Origin of the sequence: Thalassospira sp. HJ, assembly GCF_000948415.1 — a bacterium.
In the GTDB taxonomy this organism is placed as follows: Bacteria; Pseudomonadota; Alphaproteobacteria; order Rhodospirillales; family Thalassospiraceae; genus Thalassospira.
The window spans coordinates 279,546-297,842 of sequence record NZ_JYII01000010.1; the positions used below are offsets into that span (position 1 = coordinate 279,546).

An 18,297-nucleotide genomic window follows, 5' to 3' on the forward strand; every position below is an offset into this window, starting at 1 on the left:
GTGTCGGGCAATGAAACAAAGCGCATATCCGCACTGCCGCAATTGCCCCAATTTACCCCCAAAATGGTCACCAACCCCCGTATTTTGAGCCGCAATTCAAGGGCATATTCCTAACTGTCGGATACGAAAACATCGATGTCGTGCTCTCCCTCACGGCACCGAGGCCCGGAACGGACACCTTTCCTCCCCCCAGGTGTCATGCACCCCACGGGCAAGGCAGCGTATCTGACAGGTCTCCCCAAGACCATCTGTCCCCAAAGCCCGGGCGAGCTTAAAGCTCCCCGGGCTTTTAATTTGTCTGGATGGCTGGTTTCAGGACCGTTTAGCCGCGTGCTGTGATATCGCTGTCAGCGTCTTTGAGCGGTGCTGTATCAGCGGTCTTGAGCGGGGAAAGGGCAAAGATCCGGGTTGGCTGTTCCCGGCCGCGCACCGTGACATCACCGCATGGTGTCCATGCCGGGATGTCGTCATGGTTGCCGCATGCGGTGACGGTATCCTCGGTCGCGAGGATATAGGTGCCAAATTCCTTGTTCAGGGCTTCGAGCCGGGAGGCGATATTGACGTTATCGCCATGCACAGTGAAGGTCAGGCGGCTTTCGGAGCCGACCGCGCCAACAACAATTTCGCCGGTATTGATGCCGCAGCGGGTTTTAAGCTGCCCGCCATGACAATAGATGCGCCGATTGGCGAGGTCCTGAATAGCCAGGGCCGTGCGCACGGCATTGAGCGCATGGTCGCTATCGGGGGTGACGGCGTTAAAGGTGATCAGCATCGCATCACCTTCAAACTGGGTAATCACGCCGCCAAAATGCGAGATCACCGCGCTGGTCTCGGTGAAATACTCATTGAGCATGGTTGAGAGTTCTTTGGGTGACAGTTTCTCCGAGACGGTTGAAAAGCCTTCGATGTCGGTAAACATCACGGTCGCGTTCACGGCGTCCCCATCGCCCGGACGAATTTGTTGTTCGGCATGGGTGATGCGATCGGCAATTTCGGGCGAGACAAAGCGCGACAGATCGCGGGCGGCGATTTCATCGGTCACGGCGCGCACAAAGGACCGTTTGGCACGCAGCACGGCAACCGTCAGCACGGCTGTGACCAGAACGATGGCGATGATCTTGTCGACTTCGGCCCCGATCAGAATCGAGTTCGAGGTCAGATAGGTCACATAATCGCGTGTGATCATGCTTTTGCCGCCTTCCGACCAGATGACATAACCGGTCAGGATGATCCAGCCAGCCGCCGCCGTGCCGCCGGCGATCAGGATATAGCGTGGGTCAAAACGCAGGCTGCGCAGGGCAATGAAGATAAAGACATAAAGCACCGTCGGCGCTTTGAGATAGAAGCTGGCCGGTTGCATGTACTGGATGTGGAAGCTCCAGATCAGGACCATCAGAAGCCCGATATCGGCAATCACCGACAGGGTCAGAAACCAGGTCGAGAGCTTGTTACGATAGGTCAGGTAAAGCCGTTCGAGTGTGAATAGGTAATAAAGCCCCAAGGCCCAGGGCACGGGGTGGATGCCATCAGACATCGCGGTCTTGGGGGAAATGGCATAGAGGCTGGCAAAGATTGTCACCAGCAACAGCTGGACCCAGCCGATCAGCTTTTCGCTTTCATATTGCTGCTTTTCAATCGCGCTTTGTACACGTTCTGGCAGATGGCTATTGGCGTTCTTGCCAAACAGGAAGGCACCAAGTGTGCTTTTCATGCGGTCGATGTCCCGGTCATGCGAAGGGGTGTCTTTGATCGACACGATATGGTGTCCCCATAGTGAAACCATGGGCGGCACTTGCCAAGTCGCGATGCGATGACGGCTGATCACAGCTGCGTGCGGCAGGGCGGGATGGGGCGGGTAAGGGAAGGCGATAAAGCAAAAAAAAGCCGGGCATCAATGTGCCCGGCAAGTTTATCAGGGAGGCTTCACGTCTGGGAGACGTAGGACCCTTCTCAGGGCCCTGGGTAAGCCGGACAGGGCGTCCGGCTAAAGACCGACATAATCGGTCAGGGAGAAAACTCTTTACCGCGGTGCGACGTTTGCCGCTGCGGTTCGAGAGGGAAGATAGCGTTTTTGACGATAATGACCACTGCCAAATTGCTTTTTCAGCCATGCATTTTCTGCATAAATCTTCAGGAAGCAGAAATATCGGTATAAGTATTTGATATTAAATAAAAATATATGCGGTATCGAGGCCGTTTCCCGGCTGGATCACTGTTTGGCGGGTGAATTCATTGTGCTGGAGCACAAAAAAAAGCCGGGCATCAATGTGCCCGGCAAGTTTATCAGGGAGGCTTCACGTCTGGGAGACGCAGGGAATCTAGGGAAGATTCCCGTGCCGGATATCGTTCCGGCGGACGAAACGTCCAAATTCAGGAAGTCGGAGCGATCACGCTTTGTGCGGTTGCTCACAACTTATGATGTGAATATAGGTGAGATCTGAGTGGATTAAAAATTGAATAACTACAAAGCAACCATGCGCTAGACGCATGACAATAAAATGTCAGCAATTTTAAGACATTATGGCACGGTTATTTGAGAACACGCTGTGATGCGCCTAACAGGCGGCCCGATTTTGCCCCTGAGGGTTGAAATTTCGAGCCGGGGTCACAGCCGGATTATGCGCGACTCATGGTCGGATCCGCGCGGGGTGGGGGCGGGACTCTGGGCGTGGATAGATTGGGATGCCTCATACGCAAACAGCCCGGCTTGGCCGGGCTGTCGAAGATCTTTTATTGCCGTGGTTTGCTGACGCCTATTTGTCGGTGGTTGCGCTGGCGGCGGCTGCGGCCTTTGCCTTTACCTTGGAGATTTCTTCGATCAGGAAGTCGCGGAAGACCGCGATGCGTTTGGAATGACGCAGTTCTTCCGGATAGACGAAATAGGCATCGAAGCTTGGCCCTTCGAGTTCCGGCAGAATGCGGACCAGATTGCTGTTGGACGGCAACAGGTAATCAGGCAGGGCCGAGATCCCCAGACCGGATTCGGTGGCGCGGAAGATGCCATAGATATTATTGAGCTTCAGAATCGGGCGCATGTCCGGCTTGTATTGCTGGGCGGTGGCCATCATCCAGTTGACGTTCGACACCGGCGGACGCGCATCCGCACCATAGATGATCAGACGGTGATCCTTGAGCTCTTCGGGTGTTTTGGGCATGCCGTGCTGCTTGATATATTCCGGCGATGCAAACACGTGATAGCGCAGCGTCATCAATTGACGCTGGACAAGGTCGGCCTGACGCGGTGGCTGCATGCGGATGGCAACATCGGCCTCACGCATGGCGAGGTCGAGTTCCTCGTCATTGAGCACCAGCGAGAGTTCGATTTCCGGATAGCGTTCAAGGAACTCGTTGATCCGCGGGGTCAGCCAGGTCGAGCCAAAGGCCACGGTTGTCGTGACCTTGAGCGGGCCGCTCGGGCGTTCCTTTGATTCGCGAATGCGGGCTTCGGCCATGGACAGCTTGGCGAAGACATCATGGGCAGTGCGATAGAGCAATTCGCCCTGTTCGGTCAGGATCAGGCCACGCGCATGGCGATGGAAAAGCGGGACTTTCACGCTTTCTTCAAGAGCGCTGATCTGTCGGCTGACGGCCGACTGGCTCAGATTAAGGTTTTCCCCTGCGTGGGTGAAGCTCCCGGCTTCGGCAACAGCGTGAAAAACACGCAGCTTGTCCCAGTCCATAGACCTGCTCCTAGATGTCACCAGCGCACGGTCGATGCGCCAGACCCCTGATAATTGTTCTCTTCTTTTATGGCCAATTTGGTTTCCACACTATTAAGTGCGTCACAGGCTTTGACCAAGTACATGATTATTCAATCAATATGAGGCCTGTGACGTTTTCTGCAAGAAGACATTTTCCGGCAAACACCATGGGGTGTTGCGATTTTCGGTCCAATGTCAGGCAATTGGCGGGATCGCGGCAGGTTGGAGTCATTAAAAAAGGGGACGCAATAAGCGTCCCCTTTGCTGTTTACATCGTGCAGATCGGGCCGCAGAGGCCCGCGCACGAAAATCAGCCTTCGTGTTCGGCGATGAATTTTTCGGCTTCAAGGGCGGCCATGCAGCCCATGCCAGCGGCGGTCACCGCCTGACGGTAGACTTTGTCGGTCACGTCGCCTGCGGCAAAGACGCCCTCAACATTAGTCACCGTGCTGCCCGGTTTGACCAAGACATAGTTTTCGTCATCCATGTCGACCTGACCTTTGAAGACGGCCGTTGCCGGGTCATGACCGATGGCGACAAAGAACCCGTCCGCCGGGATGTCGGTGACGGCATCGGTTTTGACGTTACGCACACGGACGGCTTCGACACCATCCATCGGGCCATCACCACCGAGAATGTCTTCAACAACGCTGTCCCAGACCACGTCGATCTTTTCATGCTTGAGCAGGCGTTCCTGCAGCATCTTTTCCGCACGCAGTTCATCGCGGCGGTGGATCAGGGTGACCTTGGAGCAGATACCGGCAAGGTAAAGTGCTTCTTCAACGGCGGTGTTGCCGCCACCAACAACCGTGACCGGCTTGTTGCGATAGAAGAAACCGTCGCAGGTTGCGCAGGCCGAAACGCCGCGGCCATTAAACTTCTCTTCGCCCGGCAGGCCCAGCCAGCGCGCCTGTGCACCGGTCGAGATGATGACGGTTTCAGCAATATAGGTATCGCCGGAGTCGCCTTTGCAGACGAACGGACGTTTGGAGAAGTCGACCTCGGTGATCAGGTCATGGACCATCTTGGTGCCGACATGTTCGGCCTGGCCCTTCATCTGTTCCATGAGCCACGGGCCCTGGATGACATCGGCAAAGCCCGGATAGTTTTCGACATCGGTGGTGATCGTCAGCTGACCGCCCGGCTGAAGGCCCATGACCATCATGGGTTCAAGGTTGGCGCGCGCAGCATAGATCGCAGCAGTGTATCCGGCAGGGCCGGAGCCGATGATGAGGACTTTGGTTTTATGTTCCTGGGCCATGGTCTTTGTAATTGTCCGAGATGAGTAAAAACTGACGTCGAACATATGAGGAGACCGTGCAAGACGCAACCGCCAGAGGAAAAGTTTGCAGCACTCGGGAGCGGTTTTGGGCAGGCGGAAAATTTTAGAATGATGGATGCAGTGGGATCGGTCACGCGAATGCGCCACGGATGGCCGCCAGAAACCGGATTTTGCAGCATTTTCAGTTACGGCAACCAAGCACAAGATTGCATTCTTGCCTCGATTATATTATTGCCTGCAACTTGCCTCGCTGTAATATTGTTTCAATCGAGGTAACTTTCGCGCACAGAATCGAGGAATAAATGCAACGGGTCAAACTCGACAAGATCGACCGCAGAATTTTGCGCGATCTGCAGGAAGATGGCCGTATGACCAATGTGGAACTTGCACGCCGTGCAGGTATTTCGGCTCCTCCCTGTTTGCGTCGTGTGCGCGCACTCGAAGAAACCGGATTCATTCAGGGCTATCACGCCGAAGTCGATGCACAGGCACTTGGCTATAACGTCACCGTGTTTGCGATGGTCGGTCTGGCAAGCCAAGCCGAACACGATTTGCGTGCTTTTGAAGCCCGTGCGGCCAGCTGGCCCGAGGTCCGCGAATGCCACATGGTGGCGGGCGAGATGGACTTCCTGCTTAAGATCGTGTCGCACAGCTGGGATGAGTATCAGAAATTCCTGACCACCGAGCTGACGGTTGCCGAAAACGTCAATCACGTCAAATCGGCCCTTTCGATTCGCACGGCCAAGAACATGCCGGGCGTTCCGATTGATATCGAGGTCGAGGACTGATTACAGGCCGTTGACCCGAGACTGACATTCCCAAGAAGACCAGAAACCGGCGCAAAACTGCGCCGGTTTATTTGATTCTCGACCCTTGCAAGGGCAAGGGCACGCTATCACCTGCATGAAACCTATACGTGTTGTCATGGGCTATCGATCTGGACAATGGTGCCATGCACTGGTCAATAAATGTGATCCGGATCGCGATCTGTTCGTAAAAATATCAAGAAAAACAGCAATTTATCGCCTTGCCGCGATCAGGTGTATTGATTGCCCGTTATTAAATGTATGGATGAAAGTTCTTGTCAGTGACGGGGGAAGGGCATAAATACAAGATACCTATACTAATGGGGTATAAATTATATAGGGATAGTAATTGGAAGCACTTCAAAAAACTCCGGAAGCCACTCGAATTCTGTCAATCGATGATGACGGTTGGCGCGGGATCGTACCGACCATGCTGTTTGCGTTTATCGGTGTGATGTTGCTGGTGGTTCTGTCCTATCGGCCGTCCGATGCGATGGCCGGTGTCGGGATGGTGTTTCCTTTTGATATGAGCGAACAGGAAATCCTTGAACGGGTGGGGGCTTCCGGTGGTCGCGTTGCGAGATTTGGGGGCTTTGGGCATATGGCGGTCGTTGTGCGTGACGATGGTGCTTTGCCAGAGGCCGGGGATTTCGGCGCATTGTTTACCCTGTCTCCGCTAATTGCATCGGCCTGTTTTGATGCTGACGCACCGAAAAACGCCTTCTGATACTTGGGTTTAAGCCAATGGAAAAGTTACTCGAAATTCGTGCCAATGCGATCAAGGCACTGTTTGTCATTCTGGCCGTGCATATTCCGCTCAGCGCGATTGCCGGCTACTTCGGAAGCGGTGATGCCGTTTCGCCGCTGATCGCCAGTGCGATTTTTGCGGCCAGTGCATTTGTTGTGTGCCGGGCTGCTGGTCCGCAGGCGCAGATTTCGCGCTTTATTGTCTCCTCTGCCATGCTCTTGCAGGTCGCCGTTCTGGTTTATGCCTTCCGCGGGCATGAATGGCAGATCGACATTCACATGTATTTCTTTGCGGCCCTGGCTGTGCTTGGCGCGCTGGTCTGCTGGAAAACGATTGTGGTGGCCGCTGGCGTTATTGCCATGCACCACCTGACCCTGAACTTTGCCGTGCCATACTGGGTGTTTCCGGATGGTGCCGACTTCTTCCGCGTGGTTCTGCATGCGATGGTGGTGATTGTTGAGGCCGGGGTTCTGATCTGGTCGTGCAAAAGCCTGTATGCGACGTTGGCCAATGCCGAAACGGCGCGTGCTGAGGCCGAAGAAGCCGCAAAATCCGCACAGGACCTTTTGGCGCAGAACGAGAAACTGCGTGATCAGCGCAAGATTGAGCGTGATAACTTCAAACGCGAACTGGCAGGCCAGATCACCTCGATGATCGGCAAGTCTGCCGGTGCGGTCGATGCGGAATCCGTTCAGCTGCAAAAGCGTGCCCAGCTTCTTGATGATCGTGCACGTACCGGTCGTGAAGCCTCTGTCGGAGCTGTGCATGCGTCCGAGGAAACCTCGCAGAACGTGCAGTCGGCAGCATCTGCTGTTGATGAGATCAATGCATCGGCCGATGAGATTTCCCGTCAGATCGTCCGTGCGCGTGAGATCACCGATAACGCGGTTTCGCGGTCCTCGACCGCAAGCGAGCGGATTGAGTGGCTGTCGAAAGCAGCCGAGAAGATCGGTGAAGTCGTTAACCTGATTACCGATATTGCGTCCCAGACGAACCTTCTGGCGCTCAACGCGACGATCGAGGCCGCGCGTGCTGGTGAAGCCGGCAAAGGTTTTGCGGTTGTTGCCAACGAGGTCAAGAACCTTGCCAACCAGACTGCGCGTGCGACCGACGAGATTGCACAGCAGATTTCTGAAATTCAGGCGGCAACGGGCGATTCCGTTTCTGCAGTGAACGGGGTTTCGGAAACCATCGGCGATCTGGTGGAAGTGACAACGACGATTTCCTCGACCATGGATCAGCAGCAGGCGGCATCGCGCGAGATTGCACAGAGCCTGAATGTCACGGTCGATGCGACCCGTGATCTTTCGGACCTGATCCATCAGCTGTCGGAAATTTCCGATCAGACCGGTGCGACTGCGACCGAACTTCTGGGCAGTGCCGATCACCTTGGATCAGAAGCAACCGATCTTAACCGCAATATCGAAGCGGTTCTCGATCAGTTGGCCAAAGCTGAGTAAATCAGAACAAGCGTCCCAACCTGCGAAAAAAAGCCGGGCATTTGCCCGGCTTTTTCTTTGTCTTTTTGTCTCAGTCTCGAATGAAATTCTGCAACGAAAAAGGCCCGGGAATTTCCCGGGCCCTGATTCTGATCAGTTGTTTCCGGGTCAGGAAAAATCGACCTTGAGAATTTCATAGCTTTTGGTGCCGCCCGGTACGGTAACTTCGACAGAGTCACCGACCGATTTGCCGATCAGGGCACGACCGATCGGGGAGGTGGTCGAGATACGGCCGGCATTGATGTCGGCTTCGATCGGACCCACCACCTGATAGGTGGTTTCCTCGTCGGTGTCTTCGTCAACGAGATCAACCTTGGCGCCGAATTTAACGGTATCACCGGCCAGTGATGGCACGTCGATAACCTCGGAGCGGCTGAGCACGTCTTCGAGCTCGGCAATACGACCTTCGCAGAAACTTTGGCGTTCGCGTGCGGCATGGTATTCGGCGTTTTCCGAAAGATCGCCATGCTCGCGGGCCTCCGAGATCGCCTTGATGATTTCAAGACGTTCGACAGACTTGCGATGCTTCAGTTCTTCTTCGAGACGCTGATGCCCCTGGGGGGTCATTGGTACTTTTTCCATCGCGCTCACAGCCTATTCTTATTAGCGGTCGATACTACAAAATCAACCGCCCGGCATCCCGCCGGGCGGTCTGAATTCTTGCCTTTGGTTCGATAGAGAACCTTAGTACTTGTCCCCAAGATATTCCTGAACGGGACGGACTGCAAGTGCGCCGCGTTTCAGGTTGTCGATGGCGCGCAGGGTAGCGCGGGCACCGGCGACAGTGGTGTAGTACGGGATGTCATCGGTAAGAGCAGTCCGGCGGATCGAGAAACTGTCGACCACGGCCTGCTTGCTTTCGGTGGTGTTGAACACCAGCTTGATATCGCCGTTCTTCATCATGTCCACAATATGGGGACGTCCTTCCTGTACCTTATTGACCGGGGTGACGTCTAGCCCTTCTTTTTCAAGAACTTCTGCCGTTCCGTGGGTCGCCACCACGCCAAAGCCAAGGGCAATCGCGTCGCGTGCCAGTTGAATAGCGGCAGGCTTGTCATAGTTTTTGACCGAGATAAACACCTTGCCTTCGAGCGGCAGGGTGTGACCGGCTGCCATCTGTGCCTTGGCAAAGGCGCGACCGAAATCGGTATCAAGACCCATGACTTCACCGGTCGAACGCATTTCCGGGCCAAGCAGGGTGTCGACACCCGGGAAGCGGTTGAACGGAAGGACTGCTTCCTTGACCGCGATGTGCTTGAACGGACCGTGATCAATGTCAAAGTCACCAAGTTTTTCGCCAGCCATGATACGGGCACCGATCTTGGCGATCGGGTTGCCGGTTGCCTTGGCAACGAACGGAACCGTACGCGAGGCACGCGGGTTGACTTCGATCAGATAGATATCGTCATCCTTGATCGCGAACTGAACGTTCATCAGGCCGACAACGTCCAACGCCTTGGCCAGTTCAACCGTCTGCGCCTTGAGGCGTTCGATCATGGCTTCATCAAGCGAGTAGGGCGGCAGTGAGCAGGCCGAGTCACCAGAGTGAATACCGGCTTCTTCGATGTGCTGCATGATGCCCGCAACAAAGACGTTTTCACCGTCCGAGACCGCATCGGCGTCAATTTCAATTGCATCAAGCAGGAAGCTGTCGATCAGAACCGGGCTTTTGCCGGAAACCTGAACGGCTTCGTGCATGTAGCGCAGAAGGTCTTCGGTGGTATGAACGATTTCCATCGCGCGACCGCCCAGAACATAGCTTGGGCGGATGACGATCGGGTAGCCAATGCCTTCGGCAATCTTGACGGCTTCGTCGACCGAGCGGGCAATGCCGTTGGCCGGCTGCTTCATGCCAAGCTTGTTGACCAGTTCCTGGAAACGGTCGCGGTCTTCGGCAAGGTCGATGCTGTCCGGGCTGGTGCCAAGGATCGGGATACCGGCCTTTTCAAGGGCGGCCGAGAGTTTCAGCGGGGTCTGACCACCATACTGAACAATCACGCCGAGCAGTTCGCCATTGCTTTGTTCAAGCTGGCAGAGCTCGATCACGTCTTCGGCGGTCAGCGGTTCGAAATACAGACGGTCGGACGTGTCATAGTCGGTGGAAACCGTTTCCGGGTTGCAGTTGACCATGATGGCTTCGACGCCTGCTTCGCGCAGCGCATAGGCCGCGTGCACACAGCAGTAATCGAACTCGATGCCCTGACCGATACGGTTCGGACCACCACCAAGGATGATGACCTTCTTGCGATCGGTGACTTCGGCTTCGTTTTCCGGCTCGAAGAAACCGTCGCCTTCATACATGGAATACATGTAGGACGTGCGCGACGGGAATTCGGCGGCACAGGTGTCGATGCGCTTGTAAACCGGGCGCAGGCCAAGGGCCTGACGATCGGCACGCACAGCGTCTTCTTCCTTGCCTGCCAGTTCGGCAAGACGTGCATCCGAGAAGCCAAGCTTCTTGAGACGCAGCAGTTCCTGCTTGTCGGCCGGAATGCCATTGGCACGGACTTTTTCTTCTTCCGCGACCAGCATTTCGAGCTGTTTGAGATACCACGGATCGAACTTCGTTGCCGTCTGGATTTCTTCAAGCGTCATGCCGTGGCGGAACGCTTGGGCAGCGTAAAGAATACGGAACGGGATCGGCTGTGTCAGCTTCGCACGGATGGCAGCCTTGTCCGGTGCGCCTTCGATTTTGACTTCGTTCAGGCCCGTAAGCCCGGTCTCCATCGAGCGCAGACCTTTCTGCAGGCTTTCAGCAAAGCAGCCGCCGATCGACATGGCTTCGCCAACCGACTTCATCGCCGTACCGAGGATCGGCTTCGCACCCGGGAACTTCTCAAAGGTGAAGCGCGGGATCTTGGTGACGACATAATCAATGGTCGGCTCGAACGAGGCCGGGGTCACACCGGTGATGTCGTTATCAAGCTCGTCAAGCGTATAGCCAACCGCAAGCTTGGCCGCGATCTTGGCAATCGGGAAGCCGGTTGCCTTGGATGCAAGTGCGGACGAACGCGACACACGCGGGTTCATTTCAATCACGATCAAACGACCGTCATCCGGGTTGACCGCGAACTGAACGTTCGAGCCACCGGTATCCACACCGATCTCGCGAAGTACCGCAAGCGATGCGTCGCGCATGATCTGGTATTCTTTGTCGGTCAGGGTGAGCGCCGGGGCGACGGTGATGGAGTCACCGGTATGAATGCCCATCGGATCGACGTTTTCGATCGAACAAATGATGATGCAGTTATCCGCATGGTCGCGGACGACTTCCATCTCGTATTCTTTCCAGCCGAGAATGGATTCTTCGATCAGAACCGTGTGGGTCGGGGAAATTGCCAGACCGTTACGCACGATCTGTTCGAACTCTTCACGGTTATAGGCAATGCCGCCGCCTTCACCGCCGAGGGTGAAGCTCGGGCGGATGATGGCCGGAAGACCAGTGACCTCAAGCGCCTTGACCGCGTCTTCGAAGGTGCTGACCATTGCAGAACGGGCACTTTCAAGGCCGATCTTGTCCATGGCTTCACGGAACAGCTGACGGTCTTCGGCCTTTTCGATGACGTGCTTTTTCGCACCGATCATCTCGACACCGTATTTTTCAAGCGTGCCGTCATCATGCAGGGCAAGTGCCGTGTTGAGGGCCGTCTGGCCACCCATGGTCGGCAGGATCGCGTCCGGGCGTTCCTTTTCGATGATCTTGGCAACCATCGCCGGTTTGATCGGCTCGATATAAGTCGCATCGGCCAGGTTCGGGTCGGTCATGATGGTCGCCGGGTTCGAGTTGACCAGAATGACGCGGTAACCTTCTTCCTTCAGCGCCTTACAGGCCTGGGCACCGGAATAGTCAAACTCGCAAGCCTGACCAATAACAATCGGGCCGGCGCCGATGATGAGGATTGATTTGATATCTGTACGTTTCGGCATGTCGTTTTCCGCTTTTCGCAAGGGCAGGCGCGATGGCTGCACCGCCTCGTTTAAGTCCGTTAATCGCGTAATCTTGGGCGTGTCCTGATCAGGTGATCAGGCTTTGGCTTCCTCGATCAGACCAACGAAACGTTTGAACAGGTAGTGGCTGTCATGCGGCCCCGGCGATGCTTCGGGGTGATACTGAACAGCGAAGACCGGCTTGTCTTTGAGGCGCAGACCAGCAAGCGATCCGTCAAACAGCGAGAAGTGGGTCGCTTCGACGTTTGCCGGCAGGCTGTCCTTGTCGACAACAAAGCCATGGTTCTGCGATGTGATTTCAACGACGCCTGTGGTGGTGTCCTTGACCGGGTGGTTCGCACCGCGATGGCCGACATCCATTTTCATGGTTTTGGCCCCAAGCGCGAGCGCCATCATCTGATGACCAAGGCAAATCCCGAACACCGGCTTGCCGCTGTCGATCAGGGTCTTGATGGTCGGAACCGCATATTCGCCAGTTGCGGCCGGGTCACCCGGGCCGTTTGACAGGAAGATGCCATCCGGGTTCATCGCAAGGATTTCATCAGCCGGGGTGGTGGCCGGAACAACCGAGACCTTGCAATCAAGGCTTGCCAGGTTGCGAAGGATGTTGCGCTTTACACCGTAATCGATGGCAACGACATGGTGCTTGGCATTGCCAACCTTGCCGTATCCGCCTTCGCGGGACCAAAGCGCTTCGTCCCAGTCATACCCGGTGGTGCAGCTGTTGTCCTTGGCAAGGTCCATGCCTTCAAGGCCCGGCCAGTCATTGGCCATGGCAATAAGCGCGGGGATATCAAAGGTGCCATCCGGGTTGTGGCAGATCACACCGTTCGGCGCACCTTCGTTCCGGATGCGTTTGGTCAGGCGACGGGTATCAACACCGGCGATCCCGATCCGGCCGTGTTCGGCCAGCCATTCGTTGAAATGTTTCTGGGCACGATAGCTTGACGGGTCGGTAATGTCCTGGCGCAGGATGCAGCCAAGGGCGACCGGTTTGGCGTTTTCGATATCTTCGTCGTTGGTGCCGACATTGCCGATATGGGGGAAGGTAAAGGTGATCATCTGACCGGCGTAAGAGGGGTCGGTCATGATTTCCTGATAGCCCGTGATCGAGGTGTTGAAGCAGACTTCACCAACGACCTCCCCTCGGGCCCCGACGCCGCGTCCCCAAAAAACTGAACCATCTGCGAGAACCAGGACGGCAGAAGCACCAGGTGGCGGGGTGTGCGTGGGCGCTGACATTGGCAAATGTCCTTTCGATCTTTCCACGGTGAAACACGGAGTCTTTTTATATATACTATTTCTGCGCAGGCCGACAAAAACGGCTGCTTTTAACCTGCATACCGGCCATGCAGACGCGCCAACTGGTTTCCAGCAAGATGAGCTGACCATGATATAAACGTCAGCGTTGTATGCTGAAAGCGGGGCAAAGCGTGATCCCGGCAGGCAAATTGGCGGATGTCTACGGGAGTCGGCATAGCATGTCAAGAACGCATCTAAACTTTTATTTATTCAATAAAATCAATAACTTACGTGTTAACGTTTTCTTTGCGTCAAATGCCGTTTTGCGGTATGTTCGCTCCTTTCTTCCACAGAATCAGAGATGAGCCATGCTGCGATCGCAGCTTAATGACGCTTTGAAAAAGGCAGTCCTTGCTAAGGATGCCTGCTCCGTAACCACCGTGCGCCTTATCCTGGCGGCACTGAAAGAACGCGATATCGCGGCACGGGGTGAAGGCAATACCGATGGCATTTCGGATGATGAAATCATCAACCTGCTGCAGGCGATGGTCAAACAGCGCCGCGAAAGCATCGAAATGTACACCAAGGGCAACCGCCCGGAACTGGCCGAACAGGAAGCCTCCGAGATCGAAGTGATCGAAAAGTTCCTGCCTGCCCAGCTGTCCGATGATGAGATCGAAGATGCTGTGCGCGGCACCGTTTCGGAAATCGGTGCGACCTGTCTTAAGGATATGGGCCGCACGATGGCAGCCCTTCGCGAGAAATATAGCGGCACCATGGATTTCGGCAAAGCCGGTGGTGTTGCCAAAAAACTGTTGGGTTAATCTCAACAGCACACTGTAATTTGGAAGCCGGGCGTGTAAAATCGTCCGGCTTTCGTCGTCCCGGGACCGGACAATAATCACATCAAATCAGGTCGGCCGGGACAGGGACCAATCAACACAGTTGCAGCATCATGCTGTGACATTACGGGAACGGGGCACACATGAGCTTTCCCCAGTCGTTTCTTGACGACCTGCGGGCACGGGTGGGGCTGGCGGATGTCGTCGGCACATCGGTGAAGCTGATCAAACGCGGCCGGGAATATTCCGGGCTGTGCCCGTTCCATTCTGAAAAATCCCCGTCCTTTACGGTCAATGAGCAAAAAGGTTTCTATCACTGCTTTGGCTGTGGTGCGCATGGCGATGTCATCAGCTTTGTGATGAATACCCGTGGCCTGACCTTTATCGAGGCGGTCGAGGTGCTGGCCAATCAGGTTGGCATGGAAGTCCCGAAACAATCGCGCGAAGCCCAGGAACGCGAACAAAAGGCCAAGACCCTTTATGAGGTCATGGAAGCGGCCTGTGCGTTTTTCGAACGCATGTTGCGCATGCCCGAAGGCAAGGAAGGGCTTGATTACTTCCACCAGCGCGGACTGGATGACAAAACCATCAGTGACTTCCGGCTGGGCTATGCGCCGGATAATCGCGGGGCGCTCAAGGCAGCACTCAAGCGCGAAGACATTGATGAAAAACTCATGATCGAGGCCGGGCTTTTGATTGAGCCCGAAGATAGCGGACGTCAGAGTTACGACCGGTTCCGCGGGCGTGTGATGTTCCCGATCCTTGATCGGCGCGGCCGGGTGGTGGCCTTTGGCGGGCGCGTTATGGGGGATGGCAAGCCGAAATACCTTAACAGTCCGGACACCCCGCTGTTTCATAAGGGGCGGCTGCTGTATGGCCTGCCTCAGGCGCGCGAAGCATCGCGCAATGACGCACCGATTATTGTTACCGAAGGCTATATGGATGTAATCGCCCTGCATCGGGCGGGCTATCGCGGGGCGGTTGCCCCACTTGGCACCGCCGTGACCGAGGAGCAGATTGGCGAGCTTTGGAAAATGACCAACGAGCCGATCCTGTGCCTTGATGGCGATGCGGCGGGTAAGCGTGCGGCAGTGCGGGCGGCCGAACGGGCCTTGCCGATCCTGCGGCCGGGCAAGTCATTGCTGTTTTCCATCCTGCCCGAGGGCGAGGACCCCGACAGCCTGATGGCGGCCCCGGACGGGTTTGAGAGTTTCCGCAAGATCATTGATCATGCTGTGCCGCTGGCCGAGCTGGTCTGGCGGATGGATGTCGGTGCGCACAAGATCGATACCCCGGAACGCCGTGCCGCGCTTGAGGCAACCATCAATCAGCGCATTTCGGTGATTGCCGATGAAGCGGTGCGGTCACAATATAATGCGATGTTCCGCGACCGGATCTGGAAGCTGTTCAAGGGCGATCGCGGTGGCAAGCCGGCAAACCGGTCCGGTTACGGCGGGAATTCCGGCGGTTTTCAAAATAAAAAAGCCGCATGGGGTGGCAAACGCGGAAAAAATGACCATTTCTGGGTTCCGGCCGGTAAAGCGGTTCCGGGCATGTCGCGACCACCGATGCAAAAGAAACGCGACCTGCAGGACTCCATTCTTTTGCTGACACTGATCAATCATCCTGCCCTGCATGATGAGATTGGCGAACAGCTGGGAATCTATAGTTGTGCAGACTCCGCGCTTGACAATCTTCGTCGGGCCGTCTTAAAGCTGCTTGACGACGATCCTGGACTTGATTGCGAAACGATCAAGGCTCAATTGGAGCGCGACGGGCTGTCAGAGACAGTTTCGCGGGTGGTCAGTGCGGACGTAATTGCGCACGCCGCTTTCGCCAAGCCCGAAACGCCGCTCGAACGGGCCCTGACGGGTTGGAAACAGGTTTTTTCCATGGCTGTAAGCTCCCTGGAGGACGAAGAGGCAAGATACGCCGTCCGACAGTTGGCAGCAGATACCAGCGAGGAAGAATGGGAAAGATTTTCTCACAGACGAGAGGATCTCGCCCGACGCCGGGAGAAAGTGTTTAAGCTCGACGACTGATCATTGATCGCGTGTGTGGTCTGGATCAGCGATCGGGCTATTTGTGATTTGCGCTGAGAGACACGGCGCTTGGGACAACAACGGTACGAACGTACCCAGCGGGAAACGGGGAATAGATGTCGTCTAAGACTTCGAACGCTGAAGAGAAAAAGAACTCTTCTGAAAACGCAGACGGACCTCTTCTCGATACATATAAGTCGGCCATCAAGAAGCTCATTGCCAAGGGCAAGGAGAAGGGCCACATTTCGGTCGATGAGTTGAACGCAGCCCTGCCTTCCGAGCATTTTTCCTCGGAGCAGATCGAAGACGTGATGAGCAATCTTAACGAGATGGGCATCAATGTCATCGACGGCGATGAAGCGGACGACAACGACGACAGCGATGATTCCGATGCCGATCCGCGTGGCAACATCTCCGAAGAGGATGTTGGCCGGACCGATGACCCGGTTCGCATGTATCTGCGTGAAATGGGCAGTGTTGAGCTGCTGTCGCGCGAAGGCGAAATCGCCATTGCCAAACGTATCGAAGCCGGTCGCGACATGATGATTGGCGGGATTTGCGAATCCCCGCTGACCATTCGTGCGATCGTGAACTGGCATGACCAGCTGCAGGCTGGCGAGCTTTTGCTGCGTGACGTTATTGACCTTGAAACCACCTATGGCGGTGGCCCGGATGCGGAAATCGCCGCCGAGGAAGGCGAGGAAGAAGATACCGACGTCGATGCAGAAGCAGATGTCGAAAGCTTCGATTCTGCCAATGACGACGACGATGAAGACGCCGAAACCGAAACCCCCGAAGGCATCTCTGACGAGGCCGAGGAAGACGAGGACGAAGACGACGACGAGTCCGAAAGCTCCGAGGGTGAAGACGGTGAGGGCGACGGCGAAGACGATGATGATGACGAGAACGAGCAGGTCAACGTTTCGCTTTCCAAAATGGAAGAGGAACTGACTGAGCAGGTTCTCGAGAAATTCGAGCTGATCGCCAAGACCTATGAGAAATTGCACAAGGCGCAGGAACAGCGTCTGGTTGCGATGAACAAGGGTGAAAGCGTCCCGGCCGCGACCGAGAAGCGCTATAACAAGCTCAAGGGCGAGATGGTCGACCTGATGGAAGATGTTCACCTGAACAACTTCCGCATTGAGGAACTGCTTGATCACCTGACCGGTTTGAACAACCGTCTGCTCGGCCTTGAAGGCAAGCTTCTGCGCTTTGCGGATCGTTGCAAGATCAAACGTCCGGACTTCGTCAAACAGTATCAGGGCCATGAACTTGACCCGAACTGGATGGAGCGCGTTGGCGGCCTGCCGGGCAAGGGCTGGAAAACCTTTGTCGAGCGTTATTCCGAAGAAATCGCCAACCTGCGCGAAGGTGTTGGTGGCGTTTCGGCCGAAGTGGGCTTGCCGATTGGTGAATTCCGCCGCGTTTATGGCGTGGTCAACAAGGGCGAACGCGAAGCCGGTCGTGCGAAAAAGGAAATGATCGAGGCCAACCTGCGCCTCGTGATCTCGATCGCCAAGAAATACACCAACCGTGGTCTTCAGTTCCTTGACCTGATTCAGGAAGGCAATATCGGCCTGATGAAGGCGGTGGACAAATTCGAATACCGCCGTGGGTACAAATTCTCGACCTATGCGACCTGGTGGATCCGTCAGGCCATTACGCGTTCGATCGCCGACCAGGCCCGCACGATCCGTATCCCGGTTCACATGATAGAGACCATCAACAAGCTGGTGCGTACCTCGCGTCAGATGTTGCATGAAATCGGCCGCGAACCGACCCCGGAAGAGCTGGCAGAAAAGCTTCAGATGCCGCTTGAGAAGGTTCGCAAGGTTCTGAAAATTGCCAAGGAGCCGATCTCTCTTGAAACCCCGATCGGGGACGAGGAAGACAGCCATCTTGGCGATTTCATCGAAGACAAGAACGCCGTTCAGCCGCTTGATGCTGCGATCCAGGCCAACCTGCGTGAAACCACCACGCGCGTTCTGGCCTCGCTCACCCCGCGTGAAGAACGTGTTCTGCGTATGCGTTTCGGCATCGGCATGAACACCGACCACACCCTTGAAGAGGTTGGTCAGCAGTTCTCCGTGACCCGCGAACGTATTCGTCAGATCGAAGCGAAAGCGCTGCGCAAGCTCAAGCATCCGTCGCGCTCGCGCAAACTGCGTTCGTTCCTCGATTATTAAG

13 protein-coding genes are annotated in these 18,297 nt (G+C 55.7%); 7 read left to right on the forward strand and 6 right to left on the reverse strand.

Features of this window, described 5'->3' with window-relative positions:
- Positions 1-322: 322 nt before the first annotated feature.
- Positions 323-1,711 carry an adenylate/guanylate cyclase domain-containing protein gene (locus UF64_RS06815; RefSeq protein WP_044828213.1) on the reverse strand — a complete coding sequence of 463 codons (1,389 nt, stop codon included), beginning with the start codon at positions 1,709-1,711 and terminating at the stop codon, positions 323-325.
- A gap of 505 nt (positions 1,712-2,216) precedes the next feature.
- Here UF64_RS06815 and UF64_RS06820 point away from each other — a divergent pair.
- Entirely contained in the window at positions 2,217-2,441 is a 225-nt protein-coding gene (locus UF64_RS06820; protein WP_152630624.1) for a hypothetical protein, read from the forward strand.
- Positions 2,442-2,753: 312 nt separating this feature from the next.
- On the opposite strand, the gene UF64_RS06825 is transcribed toward UF64_RS06820, so the two are convergent.
- Both UF64_RS06825 and trxB read right to left on the reverse strand, forming a co-directional pair.
- A complete protein-coding gene (locus UF64_RS06825; protein WP_044827851.1) occupies positions 2,754-3,680 on the reverse strand; it encodes a LysR family transcriptional regulator in 927 nt (308 codons plus the stop codon).
- A 331-nt stretch (positions 3,681-4,011) separates the two neighbouring features.
- Positions 4,012-4,962 (reverse strand): thioredoxin-disulfide reductase, encoded by a 951-nt coding sequence (gene trxB, locus UF64_RS06830; RefSeq protein ID WP_044827852.1) that lies wholly within the window; start codon positions 4,960-4,962, stop codon positions 4,012-4,014.
- Between the two features lie 323 nt (positions 4,963-5,285).
- On the opposite strand from trxB, the gene UF64_RS06835 reads away from it, so the two are divergent.
- The 3 genes from UF64_RS06835 (at position 5,286) to UF64_RS06845 (ending at position 7,997) form a co-directional block, all read left to right on the forward strand.
- Positions 5,286-5,771 (forward strand): Lrp/AsnC family transcriptional regulator, encoded by a 486-nt coding sequence (locus UF64_RS06835; protein WP_044827853.1) that lies wholly within the window; start codon positions 5,286-5,288, stop codon positions 5,769-5,771.
- A gap of 367 nt (positions 5,772-6,138) precedes the next feature.
- Positions 6,139-6,516 carry a hypothetical protein gene (locus tag UF64_RS06840; protein ID WP_044827854.1) on the forward strand — a complete coding sequence of 126 codons (378 nt, stop codon included), beginning with the start codon at positions 6,139-6,141 and terminating at the stop codon, positions 6,514-6,516.
- A gap of 17 nt (positions 6,517-6,533) precedes the next feature.
- On the forward strand, positions 6,534-7,997 hold the full coding sequence (locus UF64_RS06845) for a methyl-accepting chemotaxis protein (RefSeq protein ID WP_044827855.1): 1,464 nt from the start codon (positions 6,534-6,536) through the stop codon (positions 7,995-7,997).
- A gap of 147 nt (positions 7,998-8,144) precedes the next feature.
- Here the strand turns inward: UF64_RS06845 and greA are convergent, their stop codons facing one another.
- From greA to carA, 3 genes are all read right to left on the reverse strand, one after another.
- Complete coding sequence (gene greA / locus UF64_RS06850; RefSeq protein ID WP_044828214.1) at positions 8,145-8,618, reverse strand: transcription elongation factor GreA; 474 nt, start codon at positions 8,616-8,618, stop codon at positions 8,145-8,147.
- A 102-nt stretch (positions 8,619-8,720) separates the two neighbouring features.
- Positions 8,721-11,963 carry a carbamoyl-phosphate synthase large subunit gene (gene carB / locus UF64_RS06855; protein WP_044828215.1) on the reverse strand — a complete coding sequence of 1,081 codons (3,243 nt, stop codon included), beginning with the start codon at positions 11,961-11,963 and terminating at the stop codon, positions 8,721-8,723.
- A gap of 96 nt (positions 11,964-12,059) precedes the next feature.
- Positions 12,060-13,226, reverse strand: a complete 1,167-nt coding sequence (gene carA, locus UF64_RS06860; RefSeq protein ID WP_044827856.1) for a glutamine-hydrolyzing carbamoyl-phosphate synthase small subunit — start codon at positions 13,224-13,226, stop codon at positions 12,060-12,062.
- A 368-nt stretch (positions 13,227-13,594) separates the two neighbouring features.
- Here carA and UF64_RS06865 point away from each other — a divergent pair, with 368 nt between their 5' ends.
- The 3 genes from UF64_RS06865 (at position 13,595) to rpoD (ending at position 18,296) form a co-directional block, all read left to right on the forward strand.
- The gene (locus tag UF64_RS06865; RefSeq protein WP_044827857.1) at positions 13,595-14,050 is read left to right on the forward strand and encodes a GatB/YqeY domain-containing protein; all 456 of its coding nucleotides are present in this window, start codon (positions 13,595-13,597) and stop codon (positions 14,048-14,050) included.
- Between the two features lie 161 nt (positions 14,051-14,211).
- A complete protein-coding gene (gene dnaG / locus UF64_RS06870) occupies positions 14,212-16,110 on the forward strand; it encodes a DNA primase (RefSeq protein ID WP_044827858.1) in 1,899 nt (632 codons plus the stop codon).
- Positions 16,111-16,226: 116 nt separating this feature from the next.
- The gene (rpoD, locus tag UF64_RS06875) at positions 16,227-18,296 is read left to right on the forward strand and encodes an RNA polymerase sigma factor RpoD (protein ID WP_044827859.1); all 2,070 of its coding nucleotides are present in this window, start codon (positions 16,227-16,229) and stop codon (positions 18,294-18,296) included.
- Position 18,297: the final 1 nt, after the last annotated feature.